The organism is Pantoea nemavictus, assembly GCF_037479095.1.
GTDB lineage: Bacteria > Pseudomonadota > Gammaproteobacteria > Enterobacterales > Enterobacteriaceae > Pantoea > Pantoea nemavictus.
Window position 1 is genome coordinate 2,704,988 of the sequence record NZ_JBBGZW010000001.1, and the last position, 17,592, is coordinate 2,722,579.

Here is a 17,592-nt window from a genome sequence, read left to right on the forward strand (position 1 = left end):
CATGACAGATGTAACCGTAAAATCGCTGGCCGCCGAAATTCAGACCCCGGTCGATCGCCTGGTACAGCAATTTGCTGATGCAGGGATCCGTAAGTCTGAAAATGATGCGGTGTCCCAGCAAGAGAAAGAAACCTTACTGTCTCACCTGAATCGTGAGCACGGTCAGACCGGTTCAAGCAAGCTGACTTTGCAGCGCAAGACGCGCAGCACCTTGAATATTCCCGTCACCGGGGGTAAAAGTAAGTCGGTACAAATCGAAGTCCGCAAAAAGCGCACATACGTGAAAGGCGACGCAGAGTCTGAGCAAGCTCAGGCAGAAGCGGAAGCCGAGGCGCAGCGTGAAGCGGAAGAGCAGGCGCGTCGCGAGGCGGAAGAACAAGCCCGTCGCGAAGCTGAACAGAAAGCGCAACGTGAAGCCGAAGATAAAGCCAAGCGCGAAGCCGCTGACAAGGCCAAACGTGAAGCAGCGGAAAAAGAGAAATTGACTAATCAACCTACCGACGTAGTAGCCAAGGCTGCGCAGTCTGATAAAGCCCGTCGTGAAGCAGAAGCTGCCGAACTGAAACGTAAAGCAGAAGAAGAAGCTCGCCGTAAGCTGGAAGAAGATGCGCGCCGCGTGGCCGAAGAAGCCCGCCGCCTGGCTGAAGAAAAAGGCGCTGAATGGGCAAAACCTGAAGAAGAGGATAAAGGCGACTATCACGTCACTACCTCTACTCATGCCCGTCAGGCAGAAGACGAGAACGATCGCCAGGTTGAAGCTGGCCGTGCACGTGCTCGCACCACCAAAGCTGCTCGCCCGGTGAAGAAAGGCAACAAGCACTCTGAAGCCAAAACCGATCGTGAAGAAGCTCGTGCTCAGGTACGTGGCGGCAAAGGCGGTAAGCATCGTAAGCCAAGCACCCTGCAGCAAGGCTTCAACAAGCCAGCTCAGGCTGTGAACCGTGATGTTGTCATCGGTGAAACCATCACCGTTGCTGAACTGGCCAATAAAATGGCAATCAAAGGTTCTCTGGTCGTTAAGGCGATGATGAAGATGGGCGCAATGGCGACCATCAACCAGGTTATCGACCAAGAAACCGCTCAGATGGTCGCGGAAGAGATGGGCCACAAAGTGATCCTGCGCCGCGAGAATGAGCTGGAAGAAGCGGTAATGGACGATCGTGATACCGATGCTGCGCAGGAAAGCCGCGCGCCAGTCGTGACCATCATGGGCCACGTTGACCACGGTAAAACCTCTCTGCTTGACTACATTCGTTCTACGAAAGTGGCTTCAGGCGAAGCAGGCGGTATTACACAGCATATCGGTGCATACCACGTTGAAACTGACAACGGTATGATCACCTTCCTCGACACCCCGGGCCACGCCGCGTTTACCGCAATGCGTGCACGTGGTGCGCAGGCAACGGATATCGTTATCCTTGTGGTTGCGGCTGATGACGGCGTGATGCCTCAGACCGTCGAAGCTATCCAGCATGCGAAAGCAGCCGGTGTGCCAGTGGTTGTTGCAGTCAACAAAGTTGATAAGCCTGATGCAGATCCAGATCGCGTTAAGAATGAACTGACCCAATACGGCATCCTGCCGGAAGAGTGGGGCGGTGAGAACATGTTCGTTAACGTCTCTGCGAAAGCCGGTACCGGTATCGACGACCTGCTGAATGCGATTCTGCTGCAAGCTGAAGTCCTGGAACTGTCTGCAATCCGTGAAGGTATGGCGAGCGGCGTGGTGATTGAATCGTTCCTCGACAAAGGTCGTGGTCCGGTTGCTACCGTGCTGGTACGTGAAGGTACGCTCAATAAAGGCGATATCGTGCTGTGCGGCTTCGAATATGGCCGTGTTCGTGCGATGCGTGATGAATTGGGTCGCGAAGTGTTTGAAGCGGGTCCATCCATTCCAGTGGAAATCCTCGGTCTATCCGGTGTGCCGGCAGCGGGTGATGAAGCGACCGTGGTACGTGACGAGAAGAAAGCACGTGAAGTTGCACTGTATCGTCAGGGCAAATTCCGTGAAGTTAAGCTGGCGCGTCAGCAGAAGTCTAAGTTGGAGAATATGTTCGCCAACATGACCGAAGGTGAAGTGTCTGAGCTGAACATCGTGCTGAAATCCGACGTACAGGGTTCTGTGGAAGCGATCTCCGATTCCCTGCTCAAACTCTCTACCGACGAAGTGAAGGTGCGGATTATCGGTTCGGGTGTAGGTGGAATCACTGAAACCGACGCAACGCTGGCTGCAGCTTCCAACGCGATCATCCTCGGCTTCAACGTACGTGCTGATGCATCTGCTCGCCGCGTCATTGATTCTGAAAACGTTGACCTGCGTTACTACTCTGTCATCTATAATCTGATCGACGAAGTGAAAGCAGCAATGAGCGGCATGCTGGCACCTGAGTTCAAACAGCAGATTATCGGTCTGGCTGCGGTGCGTGACGTGTTCAAATCACCGAAGTTTGGTGCTATCGCGGGCTGTATGGTTACCGAAGGTAACATCAAACGTCACAACCCAATCCGTGTACTGCGTGACAACGTGGTTATCTATGAAGGCGAGCTGGAATCTCTGCGTCGCTTCAAAGATGACGTTAACGAAGTTCGTAACGGCATGGAATGTGGTATCGGCGTGAAGAACTACAACGACGTTCGCGTTGGCGATATGATCGAAGTCTTCGAAGTGATTGAAATTAAACGCACCATCGATTGATCATCATTTGATGTGTTGCAATTTGGGAGGCCTCTGGCCTCCCGAATTATTTGGGAGAAAGAATAATGGCAAAAGAATTTGGCCGCCCACAGCGCGTTTCCCAGGAGTTGCAGAAAGAGATTGCAATCATCCTGCAGCGCGAAATTAAAGATCCGCGTCTCGGTATGATGGTGACGGTTTCGGGCGTAGAAGTGTCCCGCGATCTGGCTTATGCCAAGGTGTTTGTGACCTTTCTGAATGACAAAGATGAAGAAGCGGTGCAAAACGGCCTGAAGGCGCTGAAAGAAGCCTCTGGCTATATCCGCACGCTGGTAGGTAAAGCGATGCGCTTACGTATCGTGCCGGAACTGACCTTCTTCTACGACAACTCGCTGATCGAAGGTATGCGTATGTCGAATCTGGTCAGCAACGTTATCAAGAGCGATGTTGAGCGTCGTGGCGATAGCCCGGCGGAAGATGACAAGGAGGACTAATGAGTCGTCCTCGTCGTCGCGGTCGCGACGTCCACGGTGTGTTTCTGCTGGATAAGCATCAAGGCGCATCCTCCAATGATGTGCTGCAGAAAGTAAAACGTCTGTTCAATGCGAATAAAGCGGGCCACACCGGCGCACTCGATCCGCTGGCAACCGGCATGCTGCCGGTGTGCCTCGGCGAAGCCACTAAGTTTTCGCAATATCTGCTGGATTCTGACAAACGTTATCGCGTGATAGCTCGTCTTGGTGAACGCACCGATACGTCAGATGCCGATGGCAATATTGTTGAAACGCGTGAGATTACTTTCAATCAGGCTGAGCTGGATGCGGCGCTGGAGTACTTTCGTGGTGACACCATGCAGGTGCCGACCATGTTCTCCGCGCTGAAGTATCAGGGGCGTAAGCTGTATGAGTACGCGCGTGAAGGCATTACCGTGCCGCGAGAAGCGCGTCCGATTAAAGTGTTCGAACTGCAGTTTATTCGCTGGGAAGGGGATGAGCTGGAGCTAGAGATTCACGTATCCAAAGGCACTTACATTCGCACTATCATCGACGATCTCGGTGAGCGGTTGGGCTGTGGCGCGCACGTTATCATGCTGCGTCGTCTGCAGGTGGCACGTTATCCAATCGAAAAAATGGTGACGCTGGAGCAGCTTCAGGAAGTGGCGGCCACCGTCAATATGGCGGAAGCACCGGATTACAGCGCGCTTGATGCGTTATTGTTACCGATGGATAGCCCGGCAGAAGAGTTCCCTATCGTGAATTTACTGCCTGCCGTGGCGGCTTATTTCAAACAAGGTATGCCAGTTCAGGTGGCTGATGCGCCGGAACAGGGATTGGTGCGTGTGACCGAAGGTGATGAGCACAAATTCATTGGTATGGCCGAAATCGCTGATGACGGGCGCGTGGCGCCGCGTCGTCTGGTGGTAGAATTTCCTGCATAATCAAGCGACTCAAATCTGACGTAACGGCGCATTTGCGTTGCTATCAGGCGAAGAGTAGAATGGCGCGGCTTTAAAAGCGGGCTGCTGAATTAGAGATCGGCACCCATACATTCATTTATTACTGGAGTTTATTATGTCTCTAAGCGTAGAAGCTAAAGCAGAGATCGTTGCTAAATACGGTCGTGGTACCAACGACAGCGGTTCAACTGAAGTTCAGGTTGCTCTGCTGACTGCTCAGATTAACCACCTGCAGGGTCACTTCTCTGAGCACAAGAAAGATCACCACAGCCGTCGCGGTCTGCTGCGCATGGTATCTCAGCGTCGTAAGCTGCTGGACTACCTGAAGCGTAAAGATGTTGCTCGCTACACCGGTCTGATCGAAAGCCTGGGTCTGCGTCGCTAAGTCTGAAGAATCTGATCAAGGGTGTAGCGCATGCACTATGCAAAAAAACGCATCTGACGATCAGATTTGTGCGAGTTTCGCGAAAAGGGGGCCTTTATGGCCCCTTTTTTCGAGCAATCCGCAGCAATCCGGACCAAACTCATGTATTGTTGCAGAGAGTGATCTTTGATTGCAGAGGTTCGCGCGGCTAATGAGAGGCTTGACCGCATGGGTGGTTAAGATTGTCATTAGTCGCGAGGATGCAACTGAAGATCGGTAATCCCCGGCGCGCCAGAATGGGCTGCGCCCCTCGAATTTAAGGACTTAAATTTTGCTGAACCCGATCGTACGCAAATTCCAATATGGTCAGCATACCGTCACGCTGGAAACCGGTATGATGGCGCGCCAGGCCACCGCGGCAGTTATGGTGAGCATGGATGACACTGCTGTATTCGTGACTGTTGTTGGCCAGAAAAAAACTAAACCAGGTCAGGACTTCTTCCCGCTGACGGTTAACTATCAGGAGCGTACTTACGCTGCTGGTCGTATCCCGGGTAGCTTCTTCCGTCGTGAAGGCCGTCCAAGCGAAGGTGAAACCCTGATCTCACGTCTGATTGACCGTCCTGTACGTCCGCTGTTCCCGGAAGGCTTCATTAACGAAGTTCAGGTAATTGCGACCGTTGTGTCTGTTAACCCACAAGTTAACCCGGACATCGTTGCAATGATCGGTGCATCTGCAGCGCTGGCTTTGTCTGGCCTGCCGTTCAATGGTCCAATTGGCGCAGCGCGCGTAGGTTATATCAATGACCAATACGTACTGAACCCAACTGCAGATGAAATCAACGAATCTCGTCTGAACCTGGTGGTTGCCGGTACTCAGAACGCGGTGCTGATGGTTGAATCTGAAGCTGACATTCTGACCGAAGAGCAGATGCTGGGCGCCGTAGTATTTGGCCACGAGCAGCAGCAGATCGTTATCGAAAACATCAATGCGCTGGTTGCCGAAGCGGGTAAACCACGCTGGGATTGGCAGCCACTGCCAACTAACGATGCACTGATTGCACGCGTTACTGCCCTGGCGGAAGCGGGCATCAGCGATGCGTATCGCATCACTGATAAGCAAGAGCGTTACACGCAGGTTGGCGCCGTTAAAGATGCCACTATCGCCGCTCTGCAGGCTGAAGATGAAACTTTGGATGCTGGCGATATCGCTGACATCGTGCATGACCTCGAGAAGAGCGTTGTTCGTAGCCGTATTATCCGTGGCGAACCGCGTATCGATGGTCGTGAAAAAGATATGATTCGTGGCCTCGACGTGCGCACTGGCGTACTGCCACGCACGCACGGTTCTTCACTGTTCACCCGTGGTGAAACGCAGGCGCTGGTTACCGCGACCTTAGGTACCGCACGTGACGCGCAGAACCTGGATGAGTTGATGGGCGAGCGTACCGATAGCTTCCTGTTCCACTACAACTTCCCTCCATACTGCGTGGGCGAAACCGGCATGGTTGGCTCTCCAAAGCGTCGTGAGATTGGTCATGGTCGTTTGGCTAAGCGTGGCGTGTTGGCAGTGATGCCTAAGCAAGCTGATTTCCCATACACCGTGCGTGTGGTGTCAGAAATTACCGAATCTAACGGTTCTTCTTCAATGGCTTCCGTATGTGGTGCTTCTCTGGCACTGATGGATGCAGGCGTACCGATCAAAGCAGCCGTTGCCGGTATTGCGATGGGTCTGGTTAAAGAAGCGGACAATTTTGTTGTTCTGTCAGACATTCTGGGTGACGAAGATCACCTCGGCGACATGGACTTCAAAGTTGCAGGTAGCCGCGACGGTATCACTGCACTGCAGATGGATATCAAAATCGAAGGTATCACCCGTGAAATCATGCAGGTTGCCCTGAATCAAGCTAAGGGTGCACGTCTGCATATCCTGAGCGTGATGGAACAGGCAATCAGCACGCCGCGTCAGGAAATCTCTGAATTCGCGCCGCGTATTTACACCATCAAAATCAGTTCAGACAAGATCAAAGATGTCATCGGTAAAGGCGGCTCGGTAATCCGTGCGCTGACCGAAGAAACCGGCACCACCATCGAAATCGAAGATGATGGCACCGTGAAGATCGCTGCAACTGATAGCCTGAAAGCTAAAGAAGCCATTCGTCGCATCGAAGAGATTACTGCTGAGATCGAAGTGGGCCGCGTTTACTCAGGCAAAGTGACACGTATCGTTGATTTTGGTGCCTTCGTGGCAATCGGCGGCGGTAAAGAAGGTTTGGTTCACATCTCTCAGATTGCTGACAAGCGTGTAGAGAAAGTGACCGACTATCTGCAGATGGGCCAGGAAGTTCCAGTTAAAGTGATGGAAGTGGACCGTCAGGGCCGTGTACGCCTGAGCATCAAAGAAGCGACAGAGCAGAAACCAGCGGAAGAAGTTGCTACCGCTGCAACTGATGCATCTGACGCCGAGTAAGCGTTTACCGATTGGCCTCTCCCTGCTCTGTGGGGAGAGGTATTTAGATCATCGCGAGGGCGGGAATCCTTGTGCACAGCAGGAGGATGACAGGATGGTTGTCCCAATGTTTGTATTCGGGAGTGGGAAATGAAGCCTTTTTTGCGCTGGTGTTTTGTTGCGACAGCTATCACGCTGGCAGGATGCAGCAACTCCAATTGGCGTAAGAACGAAGTTCTGGCTGTACCTTTGCAGCCCACACTGCAGCAAGAGGTGATCCTGGCACGCATGGAACAAATTCTTGCCAGTCGTGCCCTGACCGATGATGAACGCGCACAGCTATTATATGAGCGCGGAGTGTTGTATGATAGTTTGGGTCTGAGGGCATTAGCGCGGAACGATTTTTCGCAAGCGCTGTCTATAAGACCAGATATGCCTGAGGTATTTAATTATCTCGGTATATACTTAACGCAGGCAGGCAACTTTGATGCTGCCTATGAAGCGTTTGATTCTGTACTTGAGCTTGATCCAACTTACAACTATGCGCATTTAAACCGTGGTATCGCCCTCTATTACGGCGGTCGATACAAGTTAGCGCAAGATGATCTGCTGGCGTTTTATCAAGACGATCCTAACGATCCTTTCCGCAGCCTTTGGCTCTATCTCGTTGAAAGCGAAATGGATGCCGACAAGGCAAAAGTTACGCTGAGACAGCGTCATGACAAAGCGGTCCGGGACCAATGGGGATGGAATATTGTCGAGTTCTACCTTGGCGACATCAGTGAAAAAACATTGATGGAACGTCTCAAGGCGGACGCAACGGATAACACCTCGCTCGCTGAACATCTCAGTGAAACCAACTTCTATTTAGGTAAGTACTACCTAAGTCTGGGGGAGAAGGACGACGCGAAAGCGTTGTTCAAACTGGCGGTGGCCAACAACGTAAACAACTTTGTTGAACACCGATACGCATTGTTGGAACTGGCGCAACTCGGCCAGACACAAGACGATTTATCAGAATCTGACCAGCAATAGCTGACGAACTTTTATTGCCTGAATACCTGTAAAGTCATCATCTTCAGAGATGAGGGCTTTTCTGTTCGTCAAAACTTCTAATTTGAGCCGGTTCACACTTTTTGATGAAAATGACTGAAAGTTTTCACGACGAGTTATGTAGACTGGCCGCCGCAATCTAAGAGGCACGTGTACTACATGACTGATATTCAAACCACTTTTGCTGACCTTGGCCTGAACGCCGACATCCTCGAATCACTGAACGGTATGGGCTACGTTAAGCCTTCTCCAATCCAGGCTGAGTGTATTCCTCACCTGCTGGCTGGCCGTGATGTGTTGGGTATGGCGCAGACCGGTAGTGGTAAAACCGCGGCATTCTCGTTGCCGCTGCTAAACAACATTGATCCTACTGTTAAAGCACCGCAAATTTTGGTGCTGGCACCTACCCGTGAATTAGCGGTGCAGGTTGCTGAAGCCGTCACAGAATTCTCTAAACACATGCGTGGCATTAACGTTGTAGCCCTGTACGGCGGCCAACGTTATGACGTGCAGCTGCGCGCACTGCGTCAGGGACCACAAGTCGTTGTGGGTACGCCTGGTCGTCTGCTGGATCACCTGAAACGCGGCACGTTAGATCTTTCTAACCTGCGCGGTCTGGTACTGGACGAAGCTGATGAAATGCTGCGTATGGGCTTCATCGAAGACGTTGAAACCATCATGGCGCAGATTCCAGACGGTCATCAGACCGCGCTGTTCTCAGCCACCATGCCAGAAGCGATTCGTCGTATTACTAAACGCTTCATGAAAGATCCGCAGGAAGTGCGCATCCAGTCAAGCCTGACTACGCGTCCAGACATTTCTCAGTCTTACTGGACCGCTTACGGCCGTAAAACTGATGCGCTGGTTCGCTTCCTGGAAGCTGAAGATTTCGATGCAGCTATTATTTTCGTGCGTACCAAAAATGCCACGCTGGAAGTGGCCGAAGCGCTGGAGCGTAGCGGTTATAACAGTGCAGCATTGAACGGTGACATGAACCAGGCACTGCGTGAGCAGACGCTGGAGCGCTTGAAAGATGGTCGTCTCGACATCCTGATCGCTACCGACGTTGCCGCACGTGGCCTGGACGTTGAGCGTATCAGCCTGGTTGTAAACTTTGATATCCCAATGGATGCAGAGTCTTACGTTCACCGTATCGGTCGTACTGGCCGTGCAGGTCGTGCAGGTCGCGCATTGCTGTTCGTTGAGAACCGCGAGCGTCGTCTGCTGCGCAATATTGAACGTACTATGAAGCTGACCATTCCAGAAGTTGAGCTGCCTAATGCAGAACTGCTGGGTGAGCGTCGTCTGGCCAAGTTCGCGGCTAAAGTACAGCAGCAGCTGGAAAGCAGCGATCTGGACCAATATCGCGCACTGCTGAGCAAAATGCAGCCGGGCGAAGATCTGGATATCGAAACTCTGGCCGCAGCACTGCTGAAAATGGCTCAGGGCGAACGTCCACTGATTCTGCCACCAGAAGCACCGCGTCCAGCGCGTCGTGAATTCAGCGATCGTCCTGAGCGTAGTGAACGTCGTGATTCACGTGATTCTCGCGGCCCACGCGAAAGCCGTGACAGCCGTGATGGCGATCGCCCACGTCGTGAACGTCGTGATGTTGGTGAAATGCAGCTGTACCGCATTGAAGTTGGCCGTGATGATGGTGTTGAAGTTCGTCACATCGTTGGCGCGATCGCTAACGAAGGCGATATCAGCAGCCGCTATATCGGTAACATCAAGCTGTTTGGCACGCACTCAACTATCGAGCTGCCGAAAGGCATGCCGGGCGAAGTTCTGCAGCACTTCACTCGCACGCGTATTCTGAATAAACCGATGAATATGCAGTTGATGGGTGATGCACCAGTGCATGAGCGTAGCGAACGCCGTGGTAGCGGTGCTCCGCGTGATGGCGCACCACGTGGCGAAGGCGCTCCACGTCGCTTCTCCGAACGTCGTGAAGGTGGCCGCGAAGGCGGACGCTTCAGCCGTGAAGGTGGTCGTGGCCCACGTCGTGAAGAGGGTGCAGCTGCTGCACCACGTCGTCGTGACGCATAAGCGATAAACGCTAAAGAGTAAAAAGGGACGCTGATGCGTCCCTTTTTTTATGCTGGTGGAAACTAAATTTTACACGCCACCGGCAATCAGCACGCGCTCGCCGCTAACGTAAGCTGACTCTTCTGAAGCCAGGAACAGCGCCACCTGCGCCACATCTTCTGGCAGGCCAAAGCGTCCTAATGGCGTTGCCGCAATCAGCTGTGCTTTTAATTCCGGATGCATCTTCTTCGCTGCCAGCAAGCCTTCGGTCAAAATGATGCCAGGCGCTAACGCATTGACGCGAATATTACGCGGCCCCAATTCCCGTGCGAGACCCTGGGTCAGCGTGTCAATTGCGCCTTTAGTTGCCGCCCAAAGCACCGAACCGGGCGTGCTGCGTTGGCTGTTAAGGGCGCTGAGGTTAATGATGGAACCGCCACGAGCCGGGAAATGTTTTGCCGCCAGCTGACAAACCAGCAAAGTGCCAAGCAGATTCACATTCAGCTGCTGTTGCATCTCGCTGATGCTGAGATCGCTGAAGTCGCCGTGGTGAAAAATACCGGCATTGTTCACCACAATGTCGGGTGCGCCAAACTGCTCAATGCTGCTAGCGAACAGGCGCTGCACATCGGCCTCGCGCGAGATATCTGCCTGTACAGCGATGGCGTCACTACCCAGCGCCTGAATGTCAGTGACCACATCCGCGGCGCCCACTTCATCCTGAAGATAGTTGACCACCACACGAGCACCGGCCGCCGCGAAAGTCATGGCGATGGCAGCACCAATGCCTTTCGAAGCGCCCGTCACCAGCGCAATTTTGCCTTCAAGTGTTTTCATCGTGTCTCTCCACCTGAGATTTCGGGGAAGATAAAGCATGCGCTGCCCGTACAATTTGGTGGTAGCGCAATCCTGCAAGCTTTTTGCACAATCCTGCAAATCTGCTGTGCAAGGACTAGGCGTAATTCCTGCGACAAGCGAGAATATCAGCTTAGTGATTTCTTATCGCGGAGCGCATATCGCATGATTCATCAGCAGCAATGGCAGCAGTTAGTGGCGATTATCGCCCGTCATGCGCCGGAAGATGGTCGCCATAATAGCCCGATCGATTTTCTCTCATTTGGCCGCAGTTCCAAGCCCACCAGCTTGACGCACGTAGCGACCTGGGCCAGTTTCGCGCTGGTAGCGCAAGGACAGAAAGCCCTGCGCATGGGCGATGATGTGATGCATTACGGACCGGGCGATTTGCTGCTGGTGACGCTCGATATGCCGGTGCAATCCTGCGTAGTAATGGCGACGCCAGAAAAACCGAATCTCGGCGTGGGCATCACCATCAACGAAACGCGTCTAATGCGTTACCTTGAGCATTTTCCACATCATCATGTTGGTAGCAGTGCCATCAGTGAACGCGGTATTGCCGTGCATAAAGTTGCGCCACCGTTGGTCGATGCGGTGATGCGTCTGGTTGAATTAGTGGATCAGCCACAGGATATAGCCGCACTGGCGCCGTTAATTGAGCAGGAAATTTTCTATCGTTTGCTGACCGGACCAGAAGGACCACGCATTCTCAACATGGCGCTGACGGAACGACCAGGCAACAAAGTGGCGCGCGCAGCACGTTGGCTACGTGAAAACTTTCATCAGCCACTAAAAATGGATCACCTGGCGAGCAGCGTAGGAATGAGCATTTCGTCGTTGCATCATCACTTCAAAGCGGTGACGGCGATGACGCCGATGCAGTATCAAAAGCAGCTGCGGCTGAATGAAGCGCGGCGCCTGATGTTAATTGAGAAGCTGGATGCCGGAACGGCGGGCTATCGGGTGGGGTATCAAAGTGCATCGCAGTTCAGTCGCGAATACAGCCGTTTTCACGGCCAGTCTCCGGCACGTGATGTGCGAACAATTGCGGTGGGTCAGGAGTGGTTAAACCCACCGCAATAACCGTTACAGCGAGCGCGCGGCTTCCATTGCCAGTGCGAAGGAGCGCAGACGTGCCTGTGAGTCGTAAATCTGGCCGTTAACCATGATCTCATCCGCCTGAGTTTCACGTACCAGCGCTGCCAGTCCGTTACGTACTTTTTCGCTGTCGCCGACAATCGACATGCTCAGCGCTTGCTGCACGCCATATTGTTCAGACGGTGACCACAGATTATCCATGTTCTCCACCGGCGCGGGTAGCGGACCCGGCTTGCCACGACGCAGATTGATAAACTGCTGCTGCATTGAGGTAAACAGGAAGCGCGCATCACGTTCGCTATCGGCCGCGACGACGTTAACGCACACCATCGCATACGGTTTCGCCAGACGCGCGGAAGGTTTGAATTTCTCACGATAGAGATGCAGTGCCTGGAACAGCAGGTCTGGCGCAAAGTGCGATGCAAACGCAAACGGCAAACCAAGCTGAGCGGCTAGTTGTGCGCTATACAGGCTGGATCCCAGTAGCCACACCGGAATCTTCAGGCCTAAACCTGGCACCGGCTGAACGGGCGGATGTTCGCCTTCTTCGGCGTCAAACCAGCGAATCAGCTCAGAGACATCTTCCGGGAAACTATCTGCCTGGCCGCTGGAAAGATGACGACGCAACGCCAGCATGGTGCGTTGGTCCGAACCTGGCGCGCGGCCTAATCCCAGATCGATACGGCCAGGATAAAGCGATTCGAGGGTACCAAACTGTTCGGCGATCACCAGCGGCGCATGGTTTGGCAACATGATGCCACCCGAACCAAGACGCAGGGTTTCGGTGTTTGCCGCTAGATAGCCAATCAGTACCGACGTGGCAGCGCTGGCAATGCCGGTCATATTGTGGTGTTCGGCCAGCCAATAGCGGTGGAAACCAAGCGCTTCAGACTGACGCGCCAGCGCCAGCGAGTTATGGAACGCGTCGCGCGCAGATGAACCTTGTGGAATAGGGGCCAGATCCAACACGGACAGGCGAACAGTTTTTTTCTCAGACATTGGCACTCCAAATAAGGATGGCGCAGGTGTTTAATCGGACCTGCGTCTGTGAGTATTACTCATCGTTACCTATATTAAAACTGCTAATAACAGCTGGAATATAGCCGGAATGTGCCTTTATCCGCCGCCTTCCAGTGCCATTCCGGCCAGGCGACGCCAATAACCGTTACTATCACTGCCACGCGCCATCATCAGCGGTGCCTGGCCGGCTTCATTGGCACGAAATCTATCGACTTCTTCCAACGTGCTTTCGCCCTGGGGTGACAGGCGCACAATGTCGACCCAATTATGCATGCCGCTCAGATCGTTGCCGAGGTTGTAGCAATAGCCGCTCATGGTTTGAATGCCGTTTAGCACAAACACCTGCTGGCCCTCCTGCGACAACACACGACGCCCGGTTGGGTAGTTAATACAGCAGGTTTGGCAGTCATCTTTGGCACGATTCTCAGCGCGGGCGGTAAAGCAGCGCGCCGACAGCGCCAGCGGCAGATGCCCATAACCGAGCACCTCCACCTCAAACTTATCGCGGACGCCTGCTGCATCGCACTGTTGCAGCAGTTGAATCAGCCAGTCGCGCGACATCTCCACCGGAATGCACCAGCGCGTCATGCCCTCTTTTAATAATAGTTGCAGCGTCTGTGCGTTATACACATTGAGCGTCGGGCCCGCGACAAACGGCAATCGGCGCTCCGCCGCCATATTTACCGTACCCATATCGTTGGCTTCCAGCAGGAATTCGCCGTTTTCGACATAACGACGCAGCTCTTTCACTTCCGACGGCGACTGCAGCAATGCCAGCGTACTGAGCACCACTTGCTTGCCGTGCTGCGCCAGCAGGCGGGCGATTTCCATCCATTGATTAAATGAGGTGGCGCGACGTTTACTGCACACCGCTTCGCCGAGATAGACGATCTCGGCGCTGCTTGCGGCAGCATGTTGATAAAAGTTTTCCAGCGTTTCAGTTGGCCAGTACCACAGCACCGGCCCAAGGGCGTATTTCATGCGATCTCCTTATTGCCAGTCGCGGTGATAAGCACCAAGCGTGGTTTGGCTGCCTTCAGACAGTTCACCCAGCGCCTGCATCCACGGTTCCTGCACCGCATAGTGCTCCGGCGCGGCCATACAGCGGTCAATTGCCTGACGCCACACTTTTGCCACCTGGGCCACATAGGCCGGACTGCGCTGACGCCCTTCGATTTTCACCGAGGCGATATTGGCGCGCAGCAACTCGGGCAGCAGCGACAGCGTATTCAAACTGGTGGGCTCTTCCAGCACGTGATAAAGCTGGTTATCCACTTCGTATCGGCCTTTGCACAGCGTGGGATAGCCAGCGCTTTCGTTGGGTGCGTATCGATCAATCAGCACTTCGTTCAGGCGCGACTCCATCCCTTTTGGCGTTTGCTGCCAGCGGACAAATTTGGCCGGGGAGCAGGCTCCAGCGCTATTCGGCGATTCGCCGGTCAGCCAGGAAGAGAGGTAGCAGCGGCCTTCGGCCATAATGCACAGGCTGCCAAACGCGAACACTTCGAGCGGTACCGGCGTCTCTCGCGCCAGCTGTTTTACCTGGTGCATCGACAGCACGCGCGGCAGTACCACGCGGCTAAGTTGAAAATGCCGATGATAAAAATGGATGGCCTGCAAATTAGTGGCAGAGGCCTGCACCGAAAGATGACGCTCAACCTGTGGATAGTGTTTGGCCGCGTACGCCAGCGTGGCGATGTCAGCCAGAATCAGCGCATCGGCACCGTTCTGCGCGGCAACGTCAATCGCCGTCTGCCAGCGATTCATACCGTCAGGATGGGCAAAGGTGTTGATTGCCACATGCAGCTTACGGCGATGCTGGTGCAGATAGCGCGCGGCCTCGGCCAGTTTCTTGTCGGTAAAATTGAGGCCAGCAAAGTGGCGGGCATTGGTATCATCTTTCAGGCCGACATACACCGCGTCAGCACCATGCTCCACCGCCGATTTCAGCGCAGGTAAATTCCCCGCTGGACACAGCAGTTCCATACGTTTTCCTCCCCGGATTCTGAAGCCGAAGAGTGTAGATAACTGACTCGCCAGCAATGTTGATTTAAGGCAGTGAAAGCGCCATTGATGATGCGGAGTGCAGCATTTTCGTCCGACCGGGTAGTGATTTCCTTGATCTCAGTAGAGGCGATGCCGGGCAGATGTGGCAAAATAGATGAAATTTTCTGAAGGGAATGTCGATAATGTTTGCGCGCTTACGTGGCCTGATGGTTGAAAAAGGTCCAGAATTCCTGGCTTTACCGGTTTCAATTACCCCTTTCCCGCTGAAAAAAGTTATTCTGCAACAACTCCTAAACTGGCAATTTCGTCATGCTTTGTCTGAAGGTGAGTTAGACTTTCTGGAAGGGCGTTATCTGGGGATTGAGATTGCCGATGTGAATCTGCGCTGGATCACTACCCTGCAAGCAGGACGCCTGACCGTTTCGCGCGACACCGAGGCTGATGTCTGGTTTCGCGGTGAAGCCAACGATCTGTTGCTGGTGGCAGCACGCAAAGCGGATCCCGATATGTTGTTCTTTCAACGCCGCCTGGTGATTGAGGGTGACACGGAGCTGGGACTTGAGGTGAAAAACCTAATGGATGCCATTGAACTGGATGCCATGCCCACGCCATTACGCACGGGATTGCAGCAGCTCGCTGCTTTTATTGAGGCAGGAATGAAACAGGACGCGAAGGCCGCTGAGGCGCGCGCGGAGATCTCATGTTAATTCGTACTGAAATTGGCGTTGATGCAGCAGGCATCGATAGCCTGTTAAAGCGCAGTTTTGCTACCGCCGCCGAAGCGGAACTGATACAGCAACTGCGCGAAGATGGCTTGCTGACTCTCGGTGTGGTGGCCACGGATGATGAAGGCCAGGTGTTGGGTTACGCGGCGTTTAGTCCGGTAACCCTGCAAGGTGAAGACCGCAACTGGGTCGCTTTGGCACCGCTCGCTGTGGATGAATCGGTGCGCAAGCAAGGGCTTGCTAAAAAGCTGGTGTATGAAGGGCTGGATTCACTCAACGAGTTCAGCTACAGCGCCGTGGTGGTGCTGGGCGATCCTGAGTTCTATAATCCGCTCGGCTTTGAGCCCGCTGCGCGCCATGGCTTGCACTGTCGTTGGTTAGGCAGCGAAGCCGCCTTTCAGGTGTACAAACTGGCAGACGACGCGTTTGTCGGCGCGGAAGGGCTGATTGAATTCGCGTTACCGTTTAATCGTTTCGACTAAACCAGGTCGTTAAGCAGGGCGGCTGCTGAGCAACCAGCCGCAGCTTTTGCGCGCGGCTAAGTTGTTTCACCTGGTATTCCAGACGTGACGCCGCAGCTCGATCGCCCGCGTCGCAGTGAAACACCAGCGTCAGCGGGCCTTTGCCGCGCAGCGCGCGCGCGCCGCGTCCCTGCTGATGCTGCTGCAGGCGGCGGTTAACATCCGTGGTGATGCCGGTATAAAGCATGCCTGCGGCGGTTTGGAGCAGGTAAAGCTGCCAGCCTTGTTCCATCTTACTCATCTCGAAAAATAGCTGGCAGGCAGTGTAGCGCGCTTAAGTCCGCACTGCTATTCGCCGCACGGAGTTGTACTTTGTCTGACCATCCCCATCTGATTCGTTATTTAAAAAAACAGCACGTGCTTTCGCTATGCACATCCGATGGCGACGACATCTGGTGCGCTAACTGCTTTTATGTGTTTGATGAAACTAGCATGGCATTTTGGCTGATGACTGAGCCCAACACGCGTCATGGCGCATTAATGCAGAGGAATCCGCGCATCGCGGGTAGCGTCAACGGCCAGCCGAAAAGCGTGCTATTGATCAAAGGCGTGCAGTATCGGGGAGTGATTCAGCGACTCGACGGAGAGCGGGAAACGGTGGCGCGTAAAGCCTATCAAAAGCGTTTTCCGGTAGCGAAAAAAGTGACCGCGCCGCTGTGGGAGATTATTCTCGACGAAGTGAAGATGACGGACAATGCGCTGGGTTTTGGCAAAAAGATTGTCTGGACTAAGCCGTTGTAAGGTCGCCACTGATGGCGACCACAATGCGAAAAACGAGATTAGGCCGCGTTCAAAATCCGCAGTGCTTCGTGATTAAACGCGGGCAGATCTTCTGGCGTGCGGCTGGTGACGAGCTTGTCATCATCGACCACCACTTCTTTATCGTAAAAATCCGCGCCAGCATTGCGCAGATCAATGGCAATCGCTTTTACGCAGGTCATTTTGCGGCCGCGCACGCCATTAGCGCTGATCAGCAGCTGCGGGCCGTGACAAATGGCGAATATCGGCTTGCCGCTGGCCACAAATTCTTTGGTGAAGCTGACGAAGCGATCGTCACCGCGCAGGGAATCGGGGGAGTGTCCACCAGGTAGCAGCAGCGCATCGAACTCCGCCGCGCTGACATCATCAATGCCCTTGTCGATTTTAACCTCAGCCTTACCCTGTTTCCCTTTGACGACGTTACCCGCCTTAAACTCAATGGTGACAACCTGATGGCCCGCTTTGGTGTAAGCCTCGGCCGGCGAGGTAAACTCTGAGTCTTCAAATTCATCGGTAATCAGTACCGCTATTTTCTTGCTCATCTTTTCCTCCTTGCTGATTACGAACGGGTGTTCGTTACACATCT

General features: G+C 53.8%; 18 protein-coding genes. 12 read left to right on the forward strand and 6 right to left on the reverse strand.

Annotation, left to right across the window (positions count from 1 at the left end):
- The first annotated feature begins 1 nt into the window (after position 1).
- The 8 genes from infB to WH298_RS12370 all read left to right on the forward strand — a co-directional run bounded on the left by infB (position 2) and on the right by WH298_RS12370 (position 10,042).
- Positions 2-2,692 (forward strand): translation initiation factor IF-2, encoded by a 2,691-nt coding sequence (infB, locus tag WH298_RS12340; protein ID WP_007886692.1) that lies wholly within the window; start codon positions 2-4, stop codon positions 2,690-2,692.
- A gap of 65 nt (positions 2,693-2,757) precedes the next feature.
- Positions 2,758-3,165: a 30S ribosome-binding factor RbfA gene (gene rbfA / locus WH298_RS12345; protein ID WP_007886693.1), complete on the forward strand. Its 408-nt coding sequence runs from the start codon at positions 2,758-2,760 to the stop codon at positions 3,163-3,165.
- Positions 3,165-4,109: a tRNA pseudouridine(55) synthase TruB gene (gene truB, locus WH298_RS12350; protein ID WP_180822973.1), complete on the forward strand. Its 945-nt coding sequence runs from the start codon at positions 3,165-3,167 to the stop codon at positions 4,107-4,109. Before rbfA ends, truB begins: the two co-directional genes overlap by 1 nt.
- Before the next feature lie 133 nt (positions 4,110-4,242).
- Complete coding sequence (gene rpsO, locus WH298_RS12355) at positions 4,243-4,512, forward strand: 30S ribosomal protein S15 (RefSeq protein WP_036620269.1); 270 nt, start codon at positions 4,243-4,245, stop codon at positions 4,510-4,512.
- Positions 4,513-4,822: 310 nt separating this feature from the next.
- Positions 4,823-6,961 carry a polyribonucleotide nucleotidyltransferase gene (gene pnp, locus WH298_RS12360; RefSeq protein WP_007886696.1) on the forward strand — a complete coding sequence of 713 codons (2,139 nt, stop codon included), beginning with the start codon at positions 4,823-4,825 and terminating at the stop codon, positions 6,959-6,961.
- 129 nt (positions 6,962-7,090) lie between these two features.
- Positions 7,091-7,975 (forward strand): lipoprotein NlpI, encoded by an 885-nt coding sequence (gene nlpI, locus WH298_RS12365; protein ID WP_007886697.1) that lies wholly within the window; start codon positions 7,091-7,093, stop codon positions 7,973-7,975.
- A gap of 104 nt (positions 7,976-8,079) precedes the next feature.
- Positions 8,080-8,136 (forward strand): protein YrbN, encoded by a 57-nt coding sequence (gene yrbN, locus WH298_RS23700; RefSeq protein ID WP_098053093.1) that lies wholly within the window; start codon positions 8,080-8,082, stop codon positions 8,134-8,136.
- A 16-nt stretch (positions 8,137-8,152) separates the two neighbouring features.
- Entirely contained in the window at positions 8,153-10,042 is a 1,890-nt protein-coding gene (locus WH298_RS12370; protein ID WP_007886698.1) for a DEAD/DEAH family ATP-dependent RNA helicase, read from the forward strand.
- A gap of 69 nt (positions 10,043-10,111) precedes the next feature.
- Here the strand turns inward: WH298_RS12370 and WH298_RS12375 are convergent, their stop codons facing one another.
- Positions 10,112-10,858 (reverse strand): SDR family NAD(P)-dependent oxidoreductase, encoded by a 747-nt coding sequence (locus WH298_RS12375; RefSeq protein ID WP_007886699.1) that lies wholly within the window; start codon positions 10,856-10,858, stop codon positions 10,112-10,114.
- Between the two features lie 183 nt (positions 10,859-11,041).
- Between WH298_RS12375 and WH298_RS12380 the strand changes: the two genes are divergently transcribed.
- A complete protein-coding gene (locus WH298_RS12380) occupies positions 11,042-11,959 on the forward strand; it encodes an AraC family transcriptional regulator (RefSeq protein ID WP_007886700.1) in 918 nt (305 codons plus the stop codon).
- Between the two features lie 3 nt (positions 11,960-11,962).
- On the opposite strand, the gene WH298_RS12385 is transcribed toward WH298_RS12380, so the two are convergent.
- The 3 genes from WH298_RS12385 to ubiU form a co-directional block, all read right to left on the reverse strand.
- Positions 11,963-12,973 (reverse strand): luciferase-like monooxygenase, encoded by a 1,011-nt coding sequence (locus WH298_RS12385; protein ID WP_049851370.1) that lies wholly within the window; start codon positions 12,971-12,973, stop codon positions 11,963-11,965.
- A 117-nt stretch (positions 12,974-13,090) separates the two neighbouring features.
- Entirely contained in the window at positions 13,091-13,975 is an 885-nt protein-coding gene (locus WH298_RS12390; protein WP_180822974.1) for a U32 family peptidase, read from the reverse strand.
- A 9-nt stretch (positions 13,976-13,984) separates the two neighbouring features.
- Positions 13,985-14,980: a ubiquinone anaerobic biosynthesis protein UbiU gene (ubiU, locus tag WH298_RS12395; protein ID WP_180822975.1), complete on the reverse strand. Its 996-nt coding sequence runs from the start codon at positions 14,978-14,980 to the stop codon at positions 13,985-13,987.
- A gap of 203 nt (positions 14,981-15,183) precedes the next feature.
- Between ubiU and ubiT the strand changes: the two genes are divergently transcribed.
- Together ubiT and WH298_RS12405 are read left to right on the forward strand one after the other, a co-directional pair.
- A complete protein-coding gene (gene ubiT / locus WH298_RS12400; RefSeq protein ID WP_049851373.1) occupies positions 15,184-15,708 on the forward strand; it encodes a ubiquinone anaerobic biosynthesis accessory factor UbiT in 525 nt (174 codons plus the stop codon).
- The gene (locus WH298_RS12405; RefSeq protein WP_007886708.1) at positions 15,702-16,208 is read left to right on the forward strand and encodes a GNAT family N-acetyltransferase; all 507 of its coding nucleotides are present in this window, start codon (positions 15,702-15,704) and stop codon (positions 16,206-16,208) included. Before ubiT ends, WH298_RS12405 begins: the two co-directional genes overlap by 7 nt.
- On the opposite strand, the gene WH298_RS12410 is transcribed toward WH298_RS12405, so the two are convergent.
- The gene (locus tag WH298_RS12410) at positions 16,192-16,479 is read right to left on the reverse strand and encodes a GIY-YIG nuclease family protein (RefSeq protein ID WP_180823722.1); all 288 of its coding nucleotides are present in this window, start codon (positions 16,477-16,479) and stop codon (positions 16,192-16,194) included. The genes WH298_RS12405 and WH298_RS12410 overlap by 17 nt on opposite strands.
- Positions 16,480-16,559: 80 nt before the next feature.
- Here WH298_RS12410 and WH298_RS12415 point away from each other — a divergent pair, with 80 nt between their 5' ends.
- Positions 16,560-16,988 carry a YhbP family protein gene (locus WH298_RS12415; protein WP_180822976.1) on the forward strand — a complete coding sequence of 143 codons (429 nt, stop codon included), beginning with the start codon at positions 16,560-16,562 and terminating at the stop codon, positions 16,986-16,988.
- 38 nt (positions 16,989-17,026) lie between these two features.
- Here WH298_RS12415 and WH298_RS12420 read toward each other — a convergent pair whose 3' ends face one another.
- Positions 17,027-17,548: a type 1 glutamine amidotransferase domain-containing protein gene (locus tag WH298_RS12420; protein ID WP_180822977.1), complete on the reverse strand. Its 522-nt coding sequence runs from the start codon at positions 17,546-17,548 to the stop codon at positions 17,027-17,029.
- Positions 17,549-17,592 lie beyond the last annotated feature (44 nt).

What these genes read in the sequence shown, in the direction of transcription:
- rpsO (WP_036620269.1), top strand. Translation starts at nt 4,243, where the DNA reads ATGTCTCTAAGCGTAGAAGCTAAAGCAGAGATCGTTGCTAAATACGGT.
- WH298_RS12420 (WP_180822977.1), bottom strand. Translation starts at nt 17,548, where the DNA reads ATGAGCAAGAAAATAGCGGTACTGATTACCGATGAATTTGAAGACTCA.
- ubiT (WP_049851373.1), top strand. Translation starts at nt 15,184, where the DNA reads ATGTTTGCGCGCTTACGTGGCCTGATGGTTGAAAAAGGTCCAGAATTC.
- nlpI (WP_007886697.1), top strand. Translation starts at nt 7,091, where the DNA reads ATGAAGCCTTTTTTGCGCTGGTGTTTTGTTGCGACAGCTATCACGCTG.
- WH298_RS12390 (WP_180822974.1), bottom strand. Translation starts at nt 13,975, where the DNA reads ATGAAATACGCCCTTGGGCCGGTGCTGTGGTACTGGCCAACTGAAACG.
- rbfA (WP_007886693.1), top strand. Translation starts at nt 2,758, where the DNA reads ATGGCAAAAGAATTTGGCCGCCCACAGCGCGTTTCCCAGGAGTTGCAG.
- WH298_RS12410 (WP_180823722.1), bottom strand. Translation starts at nt 16,479, where the DNA reads ATGGAACAAGGCTGGCAGCTTTACCTGCTCCAAACCGCCGCAGGCATG.
- WH298_RS12375 (WP_007886699.1), bottom strand. Translation starts at nt 10,858, where the DNA reads ATGAAAACACTTGAAGGCAAAATTGCGCTGGTGACGGGCGCTTCGAAA.
- WH298_RS12370 (WP_007886698.1), top strand. Translation starts at nt 8,153, where the DNA reads ATGACTGATATTCAAACCACTTTTGCTGACCTTGGCCTGAACGCCGAC.
- WH298_RS12385 (WP_049851370.1), bottom strand. Translation starts at nt 12,973, where the DNA reads ATGTCTGAGAAAAAAACTGTTCGCCTGTCCGTGTTGGATCTGGCCCCT.
- truB (WP_180822973.1), top strand. Translation starts at nt 3,165, where the DNA reads ATGAGTCGTCCTCGTCGTCGCGGTCGCGACGTCCACGGTGTGTTTCTG.
- infB (WP_007886692.1), top strand. Translation starts at nt 2, where the DNA reads ATGACAGATGTAACCGTAAAATCGCTGGCCGCCGAAATTCAGACCCCG.
- ubiU (WP_180822975.1), bottom strand. Translation starts at nt 14,980, where the DNA reads ATGGAACTGCTGTGTCCAGCGGGGAATTTACCTGCGCTGAAATCGGCG.
- WH298_RS12380 (WP_007886700.1), top strand. Translation starts at nt 11,042, where the DNA reads ATGATTCATCAGCAGCAATGGCAGCAGTTAGTGGCGATTATCGCCCGT.
- WH298_RS12405 (WP_007886708.1), top strand. Translation starts at nt 15,702, where the DNA reads ATGTTAATTCGTACTGAAATTGGCGTTGATGCAGCAGGCATCGATAGC.